This is a genomic window from Streptomyces sp. NPDC002566, assembly GCF_042889585.1.
GTDB lineage: Bacteria > Actinomycetota > Actinomycetes > Streptomycetales > Streptomycetaceae > Streptomyces.
Genome location: NZ_JBIARD010000003.1, coordinates 796,598 through 818,723, shown reverse-complemented (window position 1 = coordinate 818,723; position 22,126 = coordinate 796,598). Strand labels below are relative to the sequence as shown.

At 74.0% G+C, this 22,126-nt stretch carries 18 protein-coding genes; 13 read left to right on the top strand and 5 right to left on the bottom strand.

Going from position 1 to position 22,126, the window contains the following annotated elements; genetic code table 11:
* Window positions 1-1,353, bottom strand: a 1,353-nt coding sequence (locus ACFYXA_RS16480) for a HAMP domain-containing protein (protein WP_389033127.1), incomplete at its 3' end; no start/stop codon positions are given.
* Between the two features lie 142 nt (window positions 1,354-1,495).
* Between ACFYXA_RS16480 and ACFYXA_RS16475 the strand changes: the two genes are divergently transcribed.
* Together ACFYXA_RS16475 and hemW are read left to right on the top strand one after the other, a co-directional pair.
* Window positions 1,496-3,517, top strand: a complete 2,022-nt coding sequence (locus tag ACFYXA_RS16475) for a SpoIIE family protein phosphatase (RefSeq protein WP_389033124.1) — start codon at window positions 1,496-1,498, stop codon at window positions 3,515-3,517.
* Between the two features lie 51 nt (window positions 3,518-3,568).
* Entirely contained in the window at window positions 3,569-4,801 is a 1,233-nt protein-coding gene (hemW, locus tag ACFYXA_RS16470; RefSeq protein ID WP_352245089.1) for a radical SAM family heme chaperone HemW, read from the top strand.
* A gap of 126 nt (window positions 4,802-4,927) precedes the next feature.
* On the opposite strand, the gene ACFYXA_RS16465 is transcribed toward hemW, so the two are convergent.
* Both ACFYXA_RS16465 and ACFYXA_RS16460 read right to left on the bottom strand, forming a co-directional pair.
* Window positions 4,928-5,734, bottom strand: coding sequence for a DUF3097 domain-containing protein (locus ACFYXA_RS16465; RefSeq protein ID WP_352245088.1), 807 nt, complete (start codon window positions 5,732-5,734; stop codon window positions 4,928-4,930).
* A 31-nt stretch (window positions 5,735-5,765) separates the two neighbouring features.
* Complete coding sequence (locus tag ACFYXA_RS16460; RefSeq protein ID WP_352245087.1) at window positions 5,766-6,491, bottom strand: MBL fold metallo-hydrolase; 726 nt, start codon at window positions 6,489-6,491, stop codon at window positions 5,766-5,768.
* A gap of 163 nt (window positions 6,492-6,654) precedes the next feature.
* On the opposite strand from ACFYXA_RS16460, the gene hrcA reads away from it, so the two are divergent.
* From hrcA to ACFYXA_RS16415, 9 genes are all read left to right on the top strand, one after another.
* Window positions 6,655-7,671, top strand: a complete 1,017-nt coding sequence (hrcA, locus tag ACFYXA_RS16455) for a heat-inducible transcriptional repressor HrcA (RefSeq protein WP_389033120.1) — start codon at window positions 6,655-6,657, stop codon at window positions 7,669-7,671.
* Entirely contained in the window at window positions 7,672-8,808 is a 1,137-nt protein-coding gene (dnaJ, locus tag ACFYXA_RS16450; RefSeq protein ID WP_389033117.1) for a molecular chaperone DnaJ, read from the top strand. It abuts the gene before it with no gap.
* A gap of 55 nt (window positions 8,809-8,863) precedes the next feature.
* Complete coding sequence (locus ACFYXA_RS16445; protein WP_389033114.1) at window positions 8,864-9,949, top strand: nitronate monooxygenase; 1,086 nt, start codon at window positions 8,864-8,866, stop codon at window positions 9,947-9,949.
* A complete protein-coding gene (locus tag ACFYXA_RS16440) occupies window positions 9,946-10,704 on the top strand; it encodes a 16S rRNA (uracil(1498)-N(3))-methyltransferase (protein ID WP_389033111.1) in 759 nt (252 codons plus the stop codon). Before ACFYXA_RS16445 ends, ACFYXA_RS16440 begins: the two co-directional genes overlap by 4 nt.
* An 86-nt stretch (window positions 10,705-10,790) precedes the next feature.
* Window positions 10,791-11,336 (top strand): hypothetical protein, encoded by a 546-nt coding sequence (locus tag ACFYXA_RS16435; protein ID WP_389033108.1) that lies wholly within the window; start codon window positions 10,791-10,793, stop codon window positions 11,334-11,336.
* Window positions 11,337-11,393: 57 nt separating this feature from the next.
* Window positions 11,394-14,609, top strand: a complete 3,216-nt coding sequence (locus tag ACFYXA_RS16430; RefSeq protein WP_389033105.1) for a S41 family peptidase — start codon at window positions 11,394-11,396, stop codon at window positions 14,607-14,609.
* 175 nt (window positions 14,610-14,784) lie between these two features.
* A complete protein-coding gene (locus ACFYXA_RS16425; protein ID WP_352245081.1) occupies window positions 14,785-15,138 on the top strand; it encodes a histidine triad nucleotide-binding protein in 354 nt (117 codons plus the stop codon).
* 6 nt (window positions 15,139-15,144) lie between these two features.
* Window positions 15,145-16,050: a ribonuclease Z gene (locus ACFYXA_RS16420; RefSeq protein WP_352245080.1), complete on the top strand. Its 906-nt coding sequence runs from the start codon at window positions 15,145-15,147 to the stop codon at window positions 16,048-16,050.
* Window positions 16,051-16,070: 20 nt separating this feature from the next.
* Window positions 16,071-17,060 carry an adenosine deaminase gene (locus tag ACFYXA_RS16415; RefSeq protein WP_352245079.1) on the top strand — a complete coding sequence of 330 codons (990 nt, stop codon included), beginning with the start codon at window positions 16,071-16,073 and terminating at the stop codon, window positions 17,058-17,060.
* 11 nt (window positions 17,061-17,071) lie between these two features.
* On the opposite strand, the gene ACFYXA_RS16410 is transcribed toward ACFYXA_RS16415, so the two are convergent.
* Both ACFYXA_RS16410 and ACFYXA_RS16405 read right to left on the bottom strand, forming a co-directional pair.
* Window positions 17,072-18,403 carry an MFS transporter gene (locus tag ACFYXA_RS16410; protein ID WP_352245078.1) on the bottom strand — a complete coding sequence of 444 codons (1,332 nt, stop codon included), beginning with the start codon at window positions 18,401-18,403 and terminating at the stop codon, window positions 17,072-17,074.
* 200 nt (window positions 18,404-18,603) lie between these two features.
* Complete coding sequence (locus ACFYXA_RS16405) at window positions 18,604-19,386, bottom strand: IclR family transcriptional regulator (protein ID WP_352245077.1); 783 nt, start codon at window positions 19,384-19,386, stop codon at window positions 18,604-18,606.
* Between the two features lie 146 nt (window positions 19,387-19,532).
* Between ACFYXA_RS16405 and ACFYXA_RS16400 the strand changes: the two genes are divergently transcribed.
* Both ACFYXA_RS16400 and ACFYXA_RS16395 read left to right on the top strand, forming a co-directional pair.
* Window positions 19,533-20,822 (top strand): glucarate dehydratase family protein, encoded by a 1,290-nt coding sequence (locus tag ACFYXA_RS16400; RefSeq protein WP_352245076.1) that lies wholly within the window; start codon window positions 19,533-19,535, stop codon window positions 20,820-20,822.
* A 95-nt stretch (window positions 20,823-20,917) separates the two neighbouring features.
* Window positions 20,918-22,066, top strand: a complete 1,149-nt coding sequence (locus tag ACFYXA_RS16395) for a PfkB family carbohydrate kinase (protein WP_352245075.1) — start codon at window positions 20,918-20,920, stop codon at window positions 22,064-22,066.
* Window positions 22,067-22,126: the final 60 nt, after the last annotated feature.

Sequence of the window (22,126 nt, the reverse complement as noted above, 5' to 3'; positions counted from 1 at the left end):
GACCTCGCGGGCGACGCGGGTGACCTCGTCGGCGAAGGCGGAGAGCTGGTCGACCATGGTGTTGATCGTCGACTTCAGCTCCAGGATCTCCCCCTTCGCCTCCACCGTGATCTTCTTGCCGAGATCTCCCTGCGCGACGGCCGTGGAGACGAGGGCGATGTTGCGGACCTGCGAAGTGAGGTTGTCCGCCATGAAGTTGACGTTGTCGGTGAGGTCCTTCCAGACGCCGGAGACGCCTCGCACCTGGGCCCGGCCGCCGAGGTTGCCCTCGGTGCCGACCTCGCGGGCGACGCGGGTGACCTCGTCGGCGAAGGCGGAGAGCTGGTCGACCATGGTGTTGATCGTCGACTTCAGCTCCAGGATCTCCCCCTGCGCGTCCACGGTGATCTTCTGACTGAGGTCGCCGTTGGCGACGGCGGTGGTCACCTGGGCGATGTTGCGCACCTGCGAGGTCAGGTTCGACGCCATGAAGTTGACGTTGTCGGTGAGGTCCTTCCACACGCCCGACACGCCCCGCACCTGCGCGCGGCCGCCCAACTGGCCCTCGGTGCCGACCTCGCGGGCGACGCGGGTCACCTCGTCGGCGAACGCGGAGAGCTGGTCGACCATCGTGTTGACGGTCAGCTTCAGCTCCAGCAGCTCGCCGGTCGCCTCGACCGTCACCGTGCGGGTCAGGTCGCCGCGCGCCACCGCCGTCGTCACCAGGGCGATGTCCCGCACCTGCGCCGTCAGCCGGGACGCCATGGTGTTGACCGCCTCGGTCACGTCCCGCCAACTGCCCGAAAGACCCTGCACCTTGGCCCGGCCGCCGAGCCGGCCCTCGGTGCCGACCTCGCGGGCGACCCGGGTCACCTCGCCGGTGAACAGGGACAGTTGGTCCACCGTCCTGTTCACGGTCCGGCCCAGCCGGCGCAGATCGCCGCGCAACTCCCTGGTCCCGTCGTGCAGATCGACCCGCTGGGTCAGATCCCCGCCGGCCACCGCGTCCAGGACGCGCGTCGCGTTGGCCGCGGGGGCCACCAGGGCGTCCAGCAACTGGTTGACGTCGTCCACCCGCGTGGCCCAGCTGCCGTGGCCGGGACTGGCCGACAGGCGCTCGTCCAGACGGCCGTGGCGCACCACCTCCCGCTTCACCCGGCGGACCTCGGCGTTGAAATGCACGCTGCGGTCCAGGATCTGGTTGAAGACGGACGTCAGTTCGGCCGCGATCCCGTCGCCCGTCTCCGGCAGCTTCGTGAAGTCGCCGTCGCGGGCGGCGGTCATCGCCGCGAGCAGCGGGCGCAGCTCGGATGCTCGAATCCCGCCCTCAATACGTCCGTCTTCGAGCACATGCGGAGCACTGTTCTCACTCATGACGGCCCACTTCGATAACTCGGCGCTTATGGGCATGGTCAGTCTGTCACTCTGACGGCGTCCGGAGAGGCGTAATCGTCCGAAGACCGAGGGCCGGTCGTCAGGTCGAGGCTCGAAACGTCGACCGTCCGAGGAGCTGCGCATGGGGGTCATTCCTACGCAACGGGAGACCGTGTACCGGCCCGGCGGCGCGTCCGCCCGCCCGGGCGAGCTCCCGGCGCGCACGCGCGCGACCCTGGCCGGCGGCTCCCACGCGCCCGGCGCCGCCCGCGACCTCGTGCACGCCGCGCTGACGGAGTGGAGCGGCCTCGGCCTGCCCGGTGGGGAGCACCTCGCCGGGCGGCTCGCGGAGGACGCCGTGCTCGTCGTCAGCGAGCTGGTCACCAACGCGGTCGTGCACGCCGGCACCGACATCGACCTGGTGTGCCGGCTGTGCCTCGCGGAGGACGACGAGCCCGAGGCGTACGCCGTCGTCGTGGAGGTCTCCGACCACCACCCCTCCCGCGCCCCGCGCGACGGCACGCCCGAACCGCCCCACGACACCCCGGAGTACGGCCGCGGGCTGCAACTGGTCGCGACGCTGGCGGAGGCGTGGGGCGTGACGTACCGCCGGGGCACGAAGACGGTGTGGGCACGGCTGGGGCCGATCGCGGAGAACACCGCGAACGCCGGGCAGGCGTACGGCGACGACGCGCCCATGCCCGCGTACACCGCCCCCGCCGCAGCCGCCCCGACCGCCGGCACCGGCACGGCCCGCCCCGACGCCGCCCCTGCCGCCCGTACCACCAGCACCGGGACCGACACCGCCCCCGCCACCGCCGGCACAGACGCCCCCGCCCGCTTGCCCGCCTCCGTCCCCCACGCCCGGGACTGGCTCGGCCGGGGCGCGCTCTCCTTCCTCGCCGAGGCCTCCGACCTGCTCGCCGGGCAGCTGGACGAGGACCTGGTCGCCGCGCTCACCGGCCAGTTGCTCGTGCCGCGGCTGGCGGACTGGTGCGCGGTGTGGCTGGAGGACGAACTCAGCGCGCGCGGCTGGGGCGACGGCACGGGCGGGCCCGGACCACGGCTGGCCCGCGTCTGCCACGCCGGCGAGCACCACACCGAGGAACTGCGCCGGACCCTGGAGAAGGACCCGCCGCACCCCTCGCACCCGCCCGACGCGGCGGGCTCCGGGCCCACCGCCTTCCCCTGGCCCGCCGAGGCGCTCGGCCCGGGCGGCTCCGCCCTCGCCTACCGGCTGATCGCCGGCGGCCGCCCGCTCGGCACGCTCGTCATCGGCCGGGCCGGGCTGCTGCGCTTCCCCGACGAGATCACCGGGCTGGTCGAGGACCTCGGCCGCCGTGTGGCGCTCGCCATCGGCGCGGCCCGCCAGTACGCCCGCCAGGTCACCATCAGCGCCGTCCTCCAGCGCGGCCTGCTGCCCGGCGCGGTCGCCGAGATACCGGGACTGCGCAGCGCCCTCGTGTACGAGCCGCGCGAGCAGGGCGGCCCGAGCGGCGACTTCTACGACCTGTTCCCGGCGGGCCACGGCCGCTGGTGCTTCGCCGTGGGCGACGTGCAGGGCAAGGGACCGGAGGCGGCCGTCGTCATCGGCCTCGCCCGGCCCTGGCTGCGGCTGCTGGCCCGGGAGGGGTACGGCGTCCCGGACGTCCTGGACCGCCTCAACCAACTGCTCCTCGACGACGCCACCGAGGCCGCCGACGCCGCGGCCCGTGCCTTCGTCGGCCCGGCCGGACCGGCGGACGGGCCGCAGACCCGCTTCCTCTCGCTCCTCTACGGCGAGCTCGTCCCCTTCGACGGCGGGGTCCGCTGCACCCTCGCCTCCGCCGGGCACCCGCTGCCGCTGCTGCTCGGACCCGACGGGACGGTCGCCACGGCGGCCCACCCGCAGACCCTCCTCGGGGTCGTCGAGGACGCCACGTACACCAGCGAGACCCTGGAGCTGCGGCCCGGCGACACCCTGCTGTGCGTGACCGACGGCGTCACCGAGCGCCGCTCGGGACCGCGCCAGTTCGACGACGGTGACGGCCTGGCCCTCGCGCTGGCCGGATGCGCCGGCCTCGACGCCGACCTGATCGCCGAACGCGTCCGCGACCTCGTCCACGCCTTCGGCGACGACCCCCCGGAGGACGACCTGGCCCTGCTGGTGCTCCAGACCGAGTAGCGGCGGCCGGGGCGGGGAGGGCGGGCCGCCGGGTGCGGGACAATGGAGCACATGCCTTCCGCACTCCCCGACGGTGAGCCCGTTCCCGACGACGGTGCGCTGCCCTCGTCCGCGCTCGCCGGGGCGGCCGACCGGCCCCTCGGCTTCTACCTGCACGTGCCCTACTGCGCGAGCCGTTGCGGGTACTGCGACTTCAACACCTACACCGCCACCGAGCTGCGCGGCACCGGCGGTGTGCTCGCCTCCCGCGACAACTACGCCGACACCCTGATCGACGAGATCCGGCTCGCCCGCAAGGTGCTGGGAGACGATCCGCGCGAGGTGCGGACGGTGTTCGTCGGCGGCGGCACGCCCACGCTGCTGGCCGCGGGCGACCTCGTGCGGATGCTGGGCGCGATCCGCGAGGAGTTCGGACTCGCGGCCGACGCGGAGGTGACCACGGAGGCGAACCCGGAGTCCGTCGACCCGGCGTACCTCGCGGCCCTGCGCGAGGGAGGGTTCAACCGGGTCTCCCTCGGCATGCAGAGCGCCCGGCAGCACGTGCTGCGGATCCTCGACCGCACCCACACCCCCGGCCGGCCCGAGGCCTGCGTGGCGGAAGCGCGGGCGGCGGGCTTCGAGCACGTCAACCTGGACCTGATCTACGGCACGCCGGGCGAGTCGGACGACGACTGGCGGGCCTCCCTGGACGCCGTGCTCGACGCCGGCCCGGACCACGTCAGCGCCTACGCCCTGATCGTCGAGGAGGGCACCCAGCTCGCCCGCCGCATCCGCCGGGGCGAGATCCCGATGACCGACGACGACGCGCACGCCGACCGCTACCTCATCGCCGAGGAGACCCTCACCGCGGCCGGCTACCACTGGTACGAGGTGTCCAACTGGGCCACCTCGCCGCAGGCCCGCTGTCTGCACAACGAGCTGTACTGGCGCGGCGCCGACTGGTGGGGCGCCGGGCCGGGCGCCCACAGCCACGTCGGCGGGGTCCGCTGGTGGAACGTCAAGCACCCGGGGGCGTACGCGACGGCGCTGGCGGCGGGCCGCTCCCCGGGCGCCGGCCGCGAACTCCTCACGGACGAGGACCGCCGGGTCGAGCGCATCCTGCTGGAACTGCGGCTGCTGGAGGGGGCCCCGCTGTCGCTGCTGCGGGATGAAGGGCTCGCGGCCTCCCGGCGTGCGCTGGGGGAGGGACTGCTCCAGGAGGAGCCGTACGAGGCGGGACGCGCGGTGCTGACGCTGCGCGGGCGGCTCCTGGCGGACGCGGTGGTGCGGGACCTGGTGGACTGAGGCCGACCCCCGCAGCGGCGGGGAGCACGAGCTGCTCGGCCGGGTGGACGAACTGATCGACGGGACACCTCCGCGCGGGCGGAGAGCGGTCCACCAGACCCCGTCCGGTCAACGAACCTGCGCGGATCAGGGCACGGTCACGTGGTCGATCAGCCGTTCCACGGCGCCCAACAGCTCCGGCTCCAGATCCCGGTACGAACCCACGCGCGCCAGAATCGCCTGCCACACCGCCCCCGTGTTCTCCGGCGGCCAGCCCAGCGCCCGGCACACCCCCGTCTTCCAGTCCTGGCCGTGCGGCACGCGCGGCCATGCCTCGATGCCCAGGGCCGACGGCTTCACCGCCTCCCAGACGTCGATGTACGGGTGGCCCACCACGAGCGCGTGCTCGCTGGTCACCGACTGTGCGATCCGCCACTCCTTCGTGCCCGGGACCAGATGGTCCACCAGGACGCCGAGCCGCGCGTCCGGTCCCGGCGCGAACTCCTCGACGACCGCCGGGAGATCGTCGACGCCCTCCAGGTACTCCACCACCACGCCCTCGACGCGCAGGTCGTCGCCCCACACCTTCTCGACCAGCTCGGCGTCGTGCCGCCCCTCGACGTAGATCCGGCCGGCGCGGGCCACACGCGCGCGTGCGCCGGGCACGGCCACCGAACCCGAGGCCGTGCGGGCGGGTCGCGCCGGGCCGCCCGACGCGGGCCGTACCAGGGTCACCGTGCGGCCCTCCAGCAGGAACCCGCGCGGCTCCAGCGGGAACACCCGGTGCTTGCCGAAACGGTCCTCCAGGGTGACCGTGCCCGCCTCGCAGCGGATCACCGCGCCGCAGAAGCCGCTGCCGGGCTCCTCCACCACCAGGCCGGGCTCCGCCGCGACCTCGGGGACCGGCTGCGGCTTCTTCCAGGACGGGGTCAGATCGGCGGAGTACTGGCGCATTCGGACGACGATAGGAGAAGCCGAGGCGCTGTCACGGCGACACGCCGAAACGGGCGGCCAGGGCGTCCCGCTGCGCCCGCACGAACGCCGCGTCCACGACCGCCCCGTGACCGGGCACGTACCGCGCGTCCGCGCCGCCGAGGGCGAGCAGGCGGTCGAGGGCGGCCGGCCACTGCGAGGGCACCGCGTCCGGCCCGGCCTGGGGCTCGCCGGACTCCTCCACCAGGTCGCCGCAGAACACCGCCTCCGGCGACCCCGGCACCAGCACCGCAAGGTCGTGCGCCGTGTGGCCGGGGCCCACGTTCGCCAGCAGGACCTGACGCCCGCCGCCCATGTCCAGGGTCCACTCCCCGGAGACCAGGTGGCGGGGCCGCACCAGGGCGTCCACGGCCTCCGTCGCCGCCGCCTCGTCCAGCCCGTTGCGCACCGCGTCCGCGTGCAGCTCGGCCCGCTCCCGCGCGAACACCGACTCGGCGCCCACCGCCGCGAACACCTCCGCGCCCGCGAACGCCGCCGCCCCGAACACGTGGTCGAAATGGGGGTGGGTGAGCGCGAGATGAGTCACACGGCGTCCGGCGAGCCGCTCCGCCTCCGCCCGCAGCCGTGCGCCCTCCGCGAGGCTCGAACCCGCGTCGATCAGCAGCACCGCACCGGTCCCCACGACCAGCCCCGCCGTGCAGTCCCAGCCCGGCAGCCGCCGCCGTCCGACCCCCGCCGCGACCTGCTCCCAACCCAGCTCTTCCCAAGTGACCGTCATACCGCGACGCTAACCGTGACGAACCCGTCGGCCGGCATGCGACCGGACCGACCTTGCCCCCCGCGCACCCCACGGCCGTACACTGACCGGGGAACGCTGGCACTCGGATGTGACGAGTGCCAGGGAAGGCGCCAAGGGGACGAAGCACTGGAGGTGTGCGCGGATGCTGAGTGAACGACGGCTGAAGGTGCTGCGCGCCATCGTCCAGGACTACGTCGGCACCGAGGAGCCGGTCGGCTCCAAGGCGCTCACCGAGCGCCACAACCTCGGCGTGTCCCCGGCGACGGTCCGCAACGACATGGCCGCCCTGGAGGACGAGGGCTACATCGCCCAGCCGCACACCAGCGCCGGACGCATCCCCACCGACAAGGGCTACCGGCTCTTCGTCGACAAGCTCGCCGGCGTCAAGCCGATGACCGCGCCCGAGCGGCGCGCCATCCAGAACTTCCTCGACGGCGCCGTCGACCTCGACGACGTCGTCGCGCGGACGGTCCGGCTGCTCGCGCAGCTCACCCGCCAGGTCGCCGTCGTGCAGTACCCGTCGCTGACCCGGTCCACGGTGCGGCACGTGGAACTGCTCTCGCTCGCCCCGGCCCGCCTCATGCTCGTGCTGATCACGGACACCGGGCGGGTCGAGCAGCGGCTGGTGGACTGCCCCGCGCCGTTCGGCGAGCCCTCGCTCGCGGACCTGCGCGCCCGGCTCAACAGCCGGGTCGCGGGCCGCCGGTTCACCGATGTGCCGCCTCTGGTGGAGGATCTGCCTGAGGCCTTCGAGGCGGAGGACCGCGGCACGGTCTCGACGGTGCTCTCCACCCTGCTGGAGACGCTCGTCGAGGAGAACGAGGAGCGGCTGATGATCGGCGGCACCGCCAATCTCACCCGCTTCGGACATGACTTTCCCCTCACCATCCGGCCCGTCCTGGAGGCCCTCGAGGAGCAGGTCGTGCTCCTCAAACTCCTGGGCGAGGCGGGGGATTCGGGCATGATCGTGCGTATCGGGCACGAGAACGCCTACGAGGGACTCAACTCCACTTCCGTGGTGTCGGTCGGCTACGGTTCGGGCGGAGAGGCAGTCGCCAAGCTCGGCGTGGTCGGACCGACCCGCATGGATTACCCGGGAACGATGGGAGCGGTACGCGCAGTGGCACGGTACGTCGGACAGATCCTGGCGGAGTCGTAAGTGGCCACGGACTACTACGCCGTTCTCGGCGTGCGCCGCGACGCGTCGCAGGAAGAGATCAAGAAGGCCTTCCGGCGGCTCGCCCGCGAGCTGCACCCGGACGTCAACCCCGATCCGAAGACCCAGGAGCGGTTCAAGGAGATCAACGCCGCTTACGAGGTGCTGTCGGACCCGCAGAAGAAGCAGGTCTACGACCTCGGCGGCGACCCGCTCTCCCAGGCCGGCGGCGGTGGCGCGGGCGGCTTCGGCGCCGGTGGCTTCGGCAACTTCTCCGACATCATGGACGCGTTCTTCGGCACGGCGTCCCAGCGGGGCCCGAGGTCGCGCACCCGGCGCGGGCAGGACGCGATGATCCGGCTGGAGGTGGACCTGGAGGAGGCCGCGTTCGGCACCACCAAGGACATCCAGGTCGACACCGCGATCGTCTGCACCACCTGCAGCGGCGAGGGCGCGGCGCCCGGCACCACCGCCCAGACCTGCGACATGTGCCGCGGCCGCGGTGAGGTGTCGCAGGTGACGCGGTCCTTCCTGGGCCAGGTCATGACCTCGCGTCCCTGCCCCCAGTGCCAGGGCTTCGGCACCGTGGTGCCCACCCCGTGCCCCGAGTGCGCGGGCGACGGACGGGTCCGGTCGCGGCGCACGCTGACGGTGAAGATCCCGGCCGGCGTCGACAACGGCACCCGCATCCAGCTCGCCGGCGAGGGCGAGGTCGGACCGGGCGGCGGCCCGGCCGGCGACCTCTACGTCGAGATCCACGAACTGCCGCACGCGATGTTCCAGCGGCGCGGCGACGACCTGCACTGCACGGTCACCCTCCCGATGACCGCGGCGTCGCTCGGCACGAAGGTGCCGCTGGAGACGCTGGACGGGCCGGAGGAGGTCGACATCCGGCCCGGCACGCAGTCGGGGCAGTCCATTCCGCTGCACCAGCGCGGAGTGACGCACCTGCGCGGCGGCGGGCGCGGCGACCTCATCGTGCACGTGGAGGTCCAGACGCCCACCAAGCTGGACCCGGAGCAGGAGCGGCTGCTGCGCGAACTGGCGAAGCTGCGCGGGGAGGAGCGCCCCCAGGGGCAGTTCCAGCCCGGCCAGCAGGGGCTGTTCTCCCGGCTGAAGGACGCCTTCAACGGGCGGTGAGGCGGGGGCGGAGCCCCCGGCGGGACAGGGCGCCGGGACGTGACACCATGCGGTCATGTCCTTCGCGCTGGCCGGTCTTCTCCGCCATCCGATCGTGCAGGCCCCCATGGCGGGCGGCGTCTCCGTGCCCCGGCTCGCCGCCGCCGTGTCCGAGGCCGGAGGGCTCGGCTTCCTCGCCGGCGGGTACAAGACCGCCGACGGGATGTACCGGGAGATCAAGCAGTTGCGCGGGCTCACCTCCCGGCCCTTCGGCGTGAACCTCTTCATGCCGCAGCCCGAGCATGCCGAGACCGGCGCCGTCGAGGTGTACGCCCACCAACTGGCCGGCGAGGCCGCCTGGTACGGCACGGAACTCGGCGACCCGGACAGCGGGCGCGACGACGGCTACGACGCCAAGCTCGCCGTGCTGCTCGACGACCCGGTGGCGGCGGTGTCCTTCCACTTCGGCGTGCCGAGCCCCGAGGCGCTGGCCTCGCTGCGCAGGGCCGGGACGGTCACGCTGGTCACGGCCACGACCGTCGAGGAGGCGCTCGCCGTGGAACGGGCCGGCGCGGACGCGGTGATCGTGCAGGGCGTGGAGGCCGGCGGTCACCAGGGCACCCACCGGGACGTCCCCGAGAACGACGGCTCCGGCATCGGACTGCTGTCGCTGATCGCCCAGGTCCGTGAGGCGGTCGGGCTGCCCCTCGTCGCCGCCGGCGGCATCATGCGCGGCAGCCAGATCGCCGCCGCCCTCGCGGCGGGCGCGAGCGCCGTCCAGCTCGGCACCGCGTTCGTGCCCACGCCCGAGTCCGGCGCGGCCGCCGCGCACAAGGAGGCGCTGACGAACCCGTTGTTCGTGTGCACCCGGCTGACCCGCGCGTTCACCGGCCGCCCGGCCCGCGGCCTGGTCAACCGCTTCCTGCGCGAGCACGGACGCTACGCGCCCGCCGCCTACCCCGAGGTGCACCACCTCACCGCGCCGCTGCGCAAGGCGGCCGCCGCGGCGGGCGACGCGCAGGGCATGGCTCTGTGGGCGGGGCAGGGCCACCGGATGGCCCGGGACATGCCGGCCGGTGAGCTGGTGGAGGTACTGGCGGCCGAGACGGACGCGGTGTGGACCGCGTCGGCGGCCGGCGCAGAAGGAGGTGCGGAGCGATGACGGCTCCGGTGTTCGTGCTCGATCCGCTGAAGGTCCCCGACCTCAGCGGCGGGGAGGTCGTCCTCGACGGCCCGGAGGGGCGGCACGCCGTCTCCGTGAAGCGGCTGCGGCCCGGCGAGGACGTCGTCCTCACCGACGGGCGCGGGCGCTGGGCCGAGGGCGTCGTCAAGGCCGCCGAGGGCAAGGACCGGCTGGTCGTCACGGACCTGGAGAGCATCCACGAGGAGCCCGAGGAACAGCCCCGCATCACCGTCGTGCAGGCGCTGCCCAAGGGCGACCGGGGGGAGCTGGCCGTCGAGACGATGACCGAGACCGGCGTCGACCGCATCGTCCCGTGGTCCGCCGCACGCTGCATCACGCAGTGGAAGGGCGAGCGGGGCGCCAAGGCGCTGGCGAAGTGGCGGGCCACCGCCCGCGAGGCCGGCAAGCAGTCCCGCCGGGTGCGCTTCCCCGAGGTCGCGGACGCGGCGACCACCAAGCAGGTGGCGGCACTTCTCGCCGGCGCGGACTTCGCCGCCGTGCTCCACTCGGACTTCGAGCAGGGAAGCGAGCGCCTCGCCACCGCCGAACTCCCCGACCGGGGAGACATCGTGCTGGTCGTCGGACCCGAAGGGGGCGTGGCCTCCGACGAGTTGGCGCTGTTCAGGGAGGCGGGCGCGAAGCCGTACATCCTCGGCCGCACCGTGCTGCGCACCTCGACCGCCGGCACCGCCGCCACCGCCCTGCTCCTCGGCCGCACCGGCCGCTGGTCCTGAAGGACGCCCGTACGGGCGCTGTTCGAGGCGCGTGAGGGGCGGCACGCGCTCTACCGCGACCGCCGCGGCGGTGGCAGTCTGCCCGCATGGGGGCTTTACGACGCATGCGGGCAGGACGGCCGGGGACACGCACGGCCGCGGTGGCGGCACTCGCGCTCGTGGCCGTGGGCGGGCTCGCGGCGTGCGATCCGGGCGGGCTGAGCGCCGCGTCCGTGGCGTACACCACCGACGAGGCCGCCACGGCCGAACTGGCCCGCCGCAAAACGGACGTTCAGTGGCTGACCTGCACCGCCGACTACGGCAAGGGCCGCACCTCGGCGGGGGAGGAGACCGTCGCCTCGGTCAAGTGCCAGGGCCGGACCGACGACGGCCGGGACATCGAGGTCGACGGCACGGTCACCCGCGCCGTCGACGGCTCCTGCGTACGCGGCGACCTCCGCGCGCAGGTGGGCGGCAGACAGGTCTTCCGGGTCAGCGGACTCGGCGACTGCGCGTCCGCGACGCCCTCACCGCTGCAACCGCCGCCCTCCGCGAATCCGGGCCGGCCGGCGCGGCCCACGGTCACCGTGACCGTCACCCGGACCATCTGGTGCCCGTCGGACACCCGTTGCGGACCGGTCGAGGGCAAGTAGTGGCAAGGACCCCTGAAGCCCCTGTTCACGGCCCGCGCCCTTGCCTAGAGTGATCGGGTGACACAGTCCGCGACGCCTGCTGCGTACATCCGATACCCGCATCTGCACGGCGAACTGGTGGCCTTCACCGCCGAGGACGACGTGTGGCTCGCCCCCCTCGACGGCGGCCGCGCCTGGCGGGTCAGCGCCGACAACGTGCCCGTCTCCACACCGCGCATCTCACCCGACGGCACGACCGTCGCCTGGACCTCCACCCGCGACGGCGCCCCCGAGGCGCACATCGCCCCCGTCGACGGCGGACCGTCCACCAGGCTGACGTACTGGGGGTGTTGGCGCACCCAGGTGCACGGCTGGACCCCCGAAGGACAGGTCCTCGCGCTCACCGCACACGGCCAGGCCAGCCTGCGCCGCAGCTGGGCGCACGCCGTCCCGCTCGACGGCGGACCCTCGACGGTCCTGCCGTACGGCCCCGTCGGCGGCGTCGCCCACGGCCCGCACACCGTGCTGCTGTCCGCGACCATGAGCCGCGAGGCCGCCCACTGGAAGCGCTACCGGGGCGGCACCGCGGGCAAGCTGTGGATCGACCGGTCCGTCGGCGACGGAGAAGGTGCCGGGGAGTTCACCCGGCTGCACGAAGACCTCGGCGGCAACATCGAATACCCGGTGTGGGCGGGCGACCGGATCGCCTTCCTCTCCGACCACGAGGGCGTCGGCGCGCTCTACTCCTCCCTCGCCGACGGCTCCGACCTGCGCCGGCACACCCCGCTCGACGGCTTCTACGCCCGGCAGGCCGCCGGCGACGGCAGCCGGATCGTGTACGTCAGCGGCGGCGAGCTGTGGATCCTCGACGACCTCGACGGGGCCGAGCCGCGCCGCCTCGACGTCCGCCTCGGCGGACAGCGCACCGACCGGCGGCCGTTCCCGGTCGCCGCCGCCCGCTGGATGGGCTCCGCGATGCCCGACCACACCGCCCGCGGCAGCGCCGTGGAGATCCGCGGCGCGATCCACTGGGTCACCCACCGCCACGGGCCCGCCCGCGCGCTGGCCGCCGAGCCGGGCGTGCGGGCCCGGCTGCCGCACACCTTCCGCGTGGAGGGCGAGGAGTGGGTGGTGTGGGTGACGGACGCCGAGGGCGAGGACGCCCTGGAGTTCGCCCCCGCCACCGGGGCGGCCCCCGGCGCGGCCCCGCGCCGGCTCGCCGCCGGACGCCTCGGCCGGGTCCTGGAACTGGCCATGTCCCCCGACGGCAGCCGGGCCGCCGTCGCCGCGCACGACGGGCGGCTGCTGCTCGTCGAACGGGAGACCGGCGAGGTCCGCGAGGTCGACCGCAGCGCCGACGGCGAGGTCGGCGACCTGGTCTTCTCACCCGACTCCGGCTGGCTCGCCTGGTCGCACCCCGGCCCGCGCCCGCTCAGCCAGCTCAAGCTCGCCAACACCACCGACCTGTCGGTCACCGAGGCGACCCCGCTGCGCTTCCGGGACTTCGCGCCCGCCTTCACCCTCGACGGCAAGCACCTCGCGTTCCTGTCCACCCGCGCCTTCGACCCCGTCTACGACGAGCACGCCTTCGACCTGTCCTTCGTCGCCGGCGCCCGCCCGCACCTCGTCACGCTGGCCGCCACCACCCCCTCCCCGTTCGGCCCGCAGCGGCACGGCCGGCCCTTCGAGGCCCCCGACAAGGACGAGACCCCCGACAGCGAGGGCACCCCGGCCACCCGCATCGACCTCGAAGGCCTGGCCGACCGGATCATCCCCTTCCCCGTCGAGGCCGCCCGCTACTCCACGCTGCGCGCCGCCAAGGACGGCGTGCTCTGGCTGCGCCACCCGGTGCGCGGCGTCCTCGGCGCCTCCCGCGCCACGCCCGACGACCCCGACCCGCACACCGAGCTGGAGCGCTACGACCTCGCCCACCGCCGCCTGGACCATCTCGCCTCCGACGTCGAGGACTTCGACGTCAGCGGCGACGGCAAGCGGCTGCTGCTGTGGACCGACCACAAGCTGAAGGTCGTCCCCAGCGACCGGCGCGCCTCCGGCGACGAGGACAGCGACTCCAACATCACCGTCGACCTCGGCCGGGTACGCCAGACGGTGGACCCGGCCGCCGAGTGGCGGCAGATGTACGACGAGACCGGCCGCGTCATGCGGGACAACTTCTGGCGGCCCGACCTCGGCGGCGTCGACTGGGACGGCGTCCTCGACCGCTACCGCCCGATCCTTGAGCGGGTGGCGACCAAGGACGACCTGGTCGACCTGCTGTGGGAGGTGCACGGCGAACTCGGCACCTCGCACGCCTACGTCATGCCCCGCGGCGGCTACGGCGGCGGCGCCCGCCAGGGCCTGCTGGGCGCCGACATCTCCCGTCACGAGGACGGCAGCTGGCGCATCGACCGAATCCTGCCGGCGGAGACCTCCGACCCCGACGCCCGCTCCCCGCTCGCCGCGCCCGGCGTCGCCGTGCGCCCCGGCGACGCGATCGCCGCCGTCGCCGGGCATCCCGTCGACCCGGTCACCGGTCCCGGACCGCTGCTCGTCGGCACCGCCGGCAAGGCGGTCGAGCTGACGATCTCGCCGGCCGGCGGGGGCGAGCCGCGGCACGCCGTGGTCGTGCCGACCGACGACGAGGAGGCGCTGCGCTACCACGCGTGGGTCGCGGACCGGCGGGCCTACGTGCACGAGAAGTCCGGCGGGCGGCTCGGCTATCTGCACGTCCCCGACATGGTCGGCTCCGGCTGGGCGCAGCTCCACCGGGACCTGCGCATCGAGGTGGCCCGCGAGGGGCTCGTCGTCGACGTGCGGGAGAACCGGGGCGGGCACACCTCCCAGCTGGTGGTGGAGAAGCTGGCGCGGCGCATCGTCGGCTGGGACGTGCCGCGCGGGATGCGGCCCACCAGCTACCCGGAGGACGCGCCGCGCGGGCCCGTCGTCGCCGTCGCCAACGAGTTCTCCGGCTCCGACGGGGACATCGTGAACGCCGCGGTCAAGGCGCTCGGGATCGGTCCCGTGGTGGGCACGCGCACGTGGGGCGGGACGATCGGCATCGACAGCCGGTACCGCCTGGTCGACGGGACGCTGATCACCCAGCCGAAGTACGCGATCTGGCTGGAGGGCTACGGGTGGGGGGTGGAGAACCACGGCGTCGACCCCGACGTCGAGGTCGTCGTCCGCCCCCAGGACCACGCGGCGGGCCGGGACGTCCAGCTGGACGAGGCGGTGTCGCTGGCGCTGGCCGCACTGGAATCGACGCCGGCGAAGGTGCCCCCTACGGTGCAGTGACCCTGCATCGCAGTCCCGAACCAGGGGGCTCTCCGCCCCCTGGACCCCGGCATATGCCCACCCACCACCCGACTCCCTCGGGAGAAGGGTGAGCGGAAATCCGCCTCCGCCCGCGACCGGGCGGCGGTCGATACCATGCCCCCACAGAGATCACCGGCGAGAAGAGGAGACCCGTATGGCAGGGGAACCGCAGGACGACTGCCTGTTCTGCAAGATCGTCGAGGGCCATGTCCCCGCGACCATCGTCCGCGAGACGGAGACCACCCTCGCCTTCCGGGACATCAACCCCCAGGCCCCCACCCACATCCTGGTGATCCCCAAGGCGCACCACCAGGACGCCGCCACCCTCGCCGCCGAAGCGCCCCAGCTCGCCGCCGACGTCCTCCGCGAGACGCAGACCGTCGCCGACCTGGAGAAGCTGGACAGCTACCGCACCGTCTTCAACACCGGCAGCGGCGCCGGCCAGACCGTCTGGCACGCCCACGCGCACCTCCTCGGCGGCCGCGGCCTGCACTGGCCCCCCGGATAACCCGCCGTGTCCGTACGTGAGTTGGTCGTCCTCGGCACCGCCAGCCAGGTCCCGACCCGGCACCGCAACCACAACGGCTACTTCCTGCGCTGGGACGGCGAGGGCCTCCTCTTCGACCCCGGCGAGGGCACCCAGCGCCAGATGGTGCGCGCCGGCGTCGCCGCACACGACCTGAACCGGATCTGCGTCACCCACTTCCACGGCGACCACTCCCTCGGTCTCGCCGGGGTCATCCAGCGCGTCAACCTCGACAAGGTGCCGCACCCGGTCACCGCCCACTACCCGCGCTCCGGGCAGCGCTTCTTCGACCGGCTCCGGTACGCCACCGCCTACCGCGAGACCGTCGGCGTCACCGAGGCCCCGGTCGACGCGGACGGGCCGCTGGTGACGACCGGCTCGTACACCTTGGAGGCGCGCCGGCTGTCGCACCCGGTGGAGTCCTACGGCTACCGCCTGGTCGAGCCGGACGGCCGCCGCATGCTGCCCGACCGGCTCGCCGCACACGGGCTGAGGGGGCCCGACGTGGGGCGGATCCAGCGGGAGGGCGCGATCGGCGGCGTCACCCTGGAGGACGTCAGCGAGGTGCGGCGCGGGCAGCGGTTCGCGTTCGTCATGGACACCAGGCTGTGCGACGGCGTGCACGCGCTCGCCGAGGGCTGCGACATGCTGGTGATCGAGTCCACGTTCCTCGACGACGACGTCGAACTCGCCATCGAGCACGGTCACCTGACGGCAGGTCAGGCGGCGCGGGCCGCCCGGGACGCCGGGGTGCGGCATCTCGTCCTCACCCACTTCAGTCAGCGCTACTCCGACCCCGGGGAGTTCGAGCGGCAGGCGAGGGCCGCCGGGTTCGACGGAGAGCTGACCGTCGCGCACGACCTGCTGCGAGTGCCGGTTCCGAAACGGCGGTGAAGCGGCCGTACGATGCTTTGATGTCCCTCCCCAAAGCTGAACTGCACCTGCACATCGAAGGCACCCTGGAGCCCGAGCTGGCCTTCGAGCTGGCCGCCCGCAACGGGGTGTCGCTGCCGTACAAGGACACCGAGGAACTGCGTGAGGCGTACCGGTTCGAGGATCTCCAGTCCTTCCTGAACCTGTACTACGAGCTGATGGCAGTCCTGCGCACCGAGCGGGACTTCGAGGACCTCGCCGACGCCTACCTCGCACGGGCGGCCGCGCAGGGTGTGCGCCACGCGGAGATCTTCTTCGACCCGCAGGCCCACCTCGACCGGGGGGTGTCGATGGGCACGGTCGTCGAGGGGCTGTGGCGGGCCCTCGGCCGCAGCCGGGAGCGGCACGGCGTCTCCACCCGGCTCATCCTGTGCTTCCTGCGCGACGAGTCCGCCGAGTCGGCCCTCGCCACCCTGGACGCGGCGAAGCCGTACCTGGACAGGATCACCGGAGTCGGGCTCGACTCGGCCGAGGTGGGGCACCCGCCGGTGAAGTTCCGCGAGGTGTACGAGGCCGCCGCCGCGCTGGGGCTGCGCCGGGTCGCGCACGCCGGCGAGGAGGGGCCGCCCGAGTACATCACCGAGGCGCTGGACGTGCTCGGCGTCGAGCGTGTCGACCACGGGCTGCGCTGCATGGAGGACCCGGAGCTGGTGGCGCGGCTGGTGCGCGAGCGGATCCCGCTGACGCTGTGCCCGCTGTCCAACGTCCGGCTGCGCGCCGTCGACACCCTCGCCGACCACCCGCTGCCCGCGATGCTCGACGCCGGGCTGCTGTGCACGGTCAACTCCGACGACCCGGCCTACTTCGGCGGCTACGCCGGCGACAACTTCGACGCCGTACGGCGGACGCTGGGTCTGGACGAGGAGCGGCTGCGCGAGCTGGCCCGCAACTCCTTCGTCGCCTCCTTCCTGGAGGACGACGAGGAACTGCGGGCCCGGTACCTGGCCGAGGTGGAGGCCTACGCCTTCTGACCCGCCCCCGGTCAGTCCCCGGCGCCCGCCCGCCGGGGGCCGGCCGTGTCGTACGCGCCCCGCACGGGCGCGACCGGGGTGTCCAGGGAGATGTCCACGACCGGCTGCTCGGGCGCGCCGACCTGCGGCACCGAGCCGTTCGGCGCGCCGGTGGCCGCGGCGACCACGGCCGCCGGGGTGCCGCCGCGCCGGCGCACCGCGCCCGCCAGCAGCGGGCGTCCGCCCGTGTGCAGGGCGACGGCGGTCATGGGGACGGCGACGACCAGCAGACCGGCGCCCAGGACCAGCCCCATCGTGGGGAACCCGGCCTGCGCCGACAGCAGACTCCCGGTCAGCGGGCCGGCCGCCGTCCCCAGCGAGGACGCCGACCCGACGAGCACCGCCCAGCGGCCGCGCGGGTCGAGCGAGGCGGCCAGTCCGATCAGGTACGACAGCACGATCGGGTAGAGCACGTTCCAGGCGATCTCGCCGGCCGCGAAGCTGCCCAGCCCGGTCGCGGACGCGCTCAGCGCGACGCACCCGGCGATCAGCACGGTCCCGCCGCCGATCGGCGCGGCCCGGCCGAGCCGCGGGCCGAGCGCGCCGGCGCCCAGCACCCCCAGCAGCCCGGCCCCCAGGGCCACCGCGAACACCACGCCGACGGTGGCCTCGGTGAGGTGCGCCTGCGTCAGGCCGATCCGCCCGCTGACCCCCCACAGGGAGTTCTGCACGAGCGACCAGCACGGCATCGCCACGGCGAGCACCAGCCCCGACCGCAGATGGGGGAGCCGGGAGCCGGCCGAGCCCTGCCGGGCCGGGGCGGTGACCGTGCGGTCCGGGAGCCGGCTCGTGGACGGCCACACGGCGAGGGCGGTCAGCGCGATCGCCGCCAGCGGCTGCCCGTGCCCGGGGCCCAGGTGCGGGACCGTCAGATAGACGGCCCCCGCGAGGGCGGAGACGCCGAGCAGGCCGAGCGTGGAGGCTCGGTGCGGGTCGGGCTGGGCGGCGATCCGGGTCGCGGCGACCGTCGTGGCCGTACCGGAGCCGAACCCGCCGAGGACCGCGCCCGCGACCACCGCGGGCACGCTGCCGGCGAGGGCGGCCCCGCCGTAGCCGAGCACGGCCAGTACGAGCCCGAACCGGGCCAGGGTGCGGGCGCCGATCCGCTCCACCCGGGAGGCGAGGGCGAAGCCGGCCGAGGCCGAACTCAGCAGCAGGGCGCTGCCGACGGCGCCGGCCTCGGTGGCGGACAGCGCAAGCCCCGCGTCCAGCCGGCCGACGACGGTGGGCAGCAGATAGGGGGCGAGGTACCCGGCCGTGAAAAGGGCGACGAGGGGCCAGGGAGTGGTGCGGGGGGCGAACACGGGCGTTCCTGGGCGTGCGAAAGGGGCGGCTCGAAAAGGGGGGAGGGGCGCCGACCGTCGACGGACAGGAACGCGCGGGCAATTTGTATCAAGCAAGCGGTTGCGAACAGTAGCTCGGGCCGGGTGATGTGGATCACGTCAGGTTTGGTGCGGTGAAGGCCGGGTAACAGCCTTCGCCGTCACGGTCCTTGGGTCGGCGGCTAACGCCAGTCGACCGACCCGGTCGCCCTCGGCGCCGTCGATTCGATCCGCGCCCTGGTCTCCCGCATCACCGCGACGATCCGCGCCTCGTGCGCCGGCGTCAGCCGGGCCACCGGCACCGAGCAGCTGATCGCGTCCTGCGCGGGCGTGTCGTAGCGCAGCGCGAAGCCGAAGCCGACGATGCCGCTCACGCCCTCCTCGCGGTCCACGGAGTAGCCGCGCGCCCGCACCTCCATCAGGTCGGCGAGAAGCGCGGCGCGGCTCGTGTGCGACCGCGGGGTGAGCGCCGCGTACGGGCCCTCGGGCAGCTCCGCGTCGGGGCGTTCGGCCAGCAGCGCCTTGCCCAGCGCGCCCACGTGCGCGGGGAGCCGGCGGCCGACCCTGCTGATCGTGCGCAGGTACTCGTGCGACTCGCGGGTCGCCAGATAGGCCACGTCGCGCCCGTCCAGCCGGCCCAGGTGGATCGTCTCCCCCAGCGCCTCGGACGCCTCGTCGAGATACGGGCGCACCAGCCGGACCCGCGGGTCGGAGTCGAGGTAGCTCGTGCCGGTCAGCAGGGCGTGGATGCCGATGCCGTAGAGCGAGCCGGTGACGTCGGTGCGGACCCAGCCGCGGCCGATCAGGGTCTGCAGCAGCGCGTACATCGAACTGCGCGGCACGTCCAGCTCGTCCGCCAGCTCCTGAAGGCGCGCCGGACGGTCCCCGCGCGCCGCGAGCAGCTCCAGCAGCTCCACCGTGCGCGCGGCGGACTTCACCTCGCGGACGCCGCCAGTCTCCGACATGCGCCGATGGTAGTCCGGCGCGCCTCGACGACCAGGCCGCTCCGTCGCCTGACATCCGGGTTTCCGGCGCGCTCGGGGCGTGCCCCGTTGACGCGGGTGTGTTCACCTACCTAGCGTTCGTCTTCATACGTAGACAGGAGTGGGATGTGGACCTCACCATCGCGGACGTACGGCTGACCCCGATCCTCGTCGCCGACCCGCCGCTGCTGAACACGCAGGGCGTCCACCAGCCGTACACCCCCCGGCTGATCGTGGAGGTCACGACCGCCGGCGGGGTCACGGGCATCGGGGAGACCTACGGCGACACCAAGTACCTGGAGCTGGCCCGCCCCCTCGCCGCACGACTGACCAGACGTCAGGTCGGTGATCTGAACGGGCTGTTCGTCCTCGCGGGCGCGGTGGCCGTCGACGACTCCCGTGTCTGCGGTCAGGTGGACGTGGGAGGGCTGCGCGGGGTGCAGACCGCCGACAAGCTGCGGCTCTCCGTCGTCTCCGCGTTCGAGGTCGCCTGCCTCGACGCGCTCGGCAAGACGCTCGGGCTGCCCGTCCACACCCTCCTCGGCGGCAAGGTGCGCGACACCGTCGAGTACAGCGCCTACCTCTTCTACAAGTGGGCCGGCCATCCCGAGGGCGTGGCCTGCGAGAAGGACGACTGGGGGGCCGCCGTCGACCCGGCCGGCGTGGTCGAGCAGGCCCGCCGCTTCAAGGAGCGGCACGGCTTCACCTCGTTCAAGCTCAAGGGCGGCGTCTTCCCGCCCGACGAGGAGATCGCCGCCGTGCGCGCCCTCGCCGAGGCGTTCCCCGGACACCCCCTGCGGCTCGACCCCAACGGGGCCTGGAGCGTGGCGACTTCACTGCGGGTCGCCGAGGAGCTCGGGGACGTGCTGGAGTACCTGGAGGACCCCGCGCTCGGCACCGCCGCGATGGCCGAGGTCGCCGCCGGGACCGACGTCCCGCTCGCCACCAACATGTGCGTGACCACGTTCGCGGAGATCGCCGAGGCGTTCGCCAAGGACGCCGTGCAGGTCGTGCTCTCCGACCACCACTACTGGGGCGGACTGCGCAACACCCAGCAACTCGCCGCCGTCTGCCGCACGTTCGGCGTCGGCGTCTCCATGCACTCCAACACCCATCTCGGGATCAGCCTCGCCGCCATGACCCACGTCGCGGCCACCGTCCCCGGCCTCCACCACGCCTGCGACTCCCACTACCCCTGGCAGTCCGAGGACGTCCTCACCGAACGCCTCACCTTCGACGACGGCAAGATCACCGTGTCCGACGCACCCGGCCTGGGCGTCGAACTCGACCACGACCGCCTGAGGTTCCTCCACGAACGCTGGCTGAACGACGACGGCGCCCTGCGCGACCGCGACGACGCGGCGGCGATGCGCCTCACCGACCCCGCCTGGACCACCCCGAGCATGCCCCGCTGGTGAGCCCGGACGCGTCCGCGGTCCCGCGCGGGGCTGCGGACGCCCGTCCGGGGCGTGGTGCACACTGGCCAGATCGGCACCACGTCAGGGAGCGCACAGTGACGGCGTCCATCACGTCCACCGGAGAGGGACACCACCGGCACCACCGGGAGGCACAGGTCGACCCGCTGGCCGGCCTGCGCGGCGCGGCCGACCCGCCCTGGGACGTCTACCTCACCGGCACCGTCTTCCTGGACATCATCTTCACCGGCCTCGACTCCGCGCCCGTCCGCGGCACCGAGTCCTGGGCCCGCGGCATGGGCTCCAGCCCCGGCGGCGTCGCCAACATGGCCACCGCCCTCGCCCGTCTCGGCCTGCGCACCTCCCTGGCCGCCGCCTTCGGCGACGACCACTACGGCGAGTACTGCTGGGACGCGCTGGAACAGGGCGAGGGCATCGACCTCACCCCCTCCCGCACCATCCCCCACTGGCACTCCCCGGTCACCGTCTCCATGGCCTACGAGGGCGAACGCACCATGGTCTCCCACGGCCACGAACCGCCCCCCGAGGAGGTCCTCCTCCAGGACGGCGCCCCCGCCGCCCCGCCGCACGCCCGCGCCGCCGTCGCCTCCCTCACCCCCGGCCGCGGCGCCCCCTGGATCGCCCGCGCCGCCGGCCTCGGCACCCGCGTCTTCGCCGACGTCGGCTGGGACGACACCGGCGCCTGGGACCTGGCCGGCCTCACCGACCTGAAGCACTGCGAGGCGTTCCTGCCGAACGCCGAGGAGGCCATGCGCTACACCAGCACCTCCTGCCCCCGCGCCGCCGCCCACGCCCTCACCGAGCACGTCCCGCTCGCCGTCGTCACCCTCGGCTCCGACGGCGCGTACGCCGTCGACCGGCGCACCGGCGAGACCGCCGAGGTCCCCGCCATCGCCGTGGAGGCCCTCGACCCCACCGGCGCTGGGGACGTCTTCGTGGCCGGCTTCGTCACCGGCGCCCTCGCCGGCTGGCCGCTCGCCGACCGGCTCGCCTTCGCCGGACTGACCGCCGCCCTCTCCGTCCAGGAGTTCGGCGGATCGCTCTCCGCCCCCGGCTGGTCCGAGATCGCCGCCTGGTGGCGCAAGGTCCAGTCCGTCGACGGCCAGGACCCCGAGGCGCTGCGCCGCTACGAGTTCCTCGACGGCCTCCTCCCGTCGGGCCGGGAGACCACCCCGTGGCCGCGCCGCCGCGCCGTCCCCACGATCGGCTTCCGCCGCTCGGCCTGAACGGGAGCCGCGCCCCCGCCGCTCCCGACGCGACTGTTCGAAAACCCCTGCGGTGTTGTC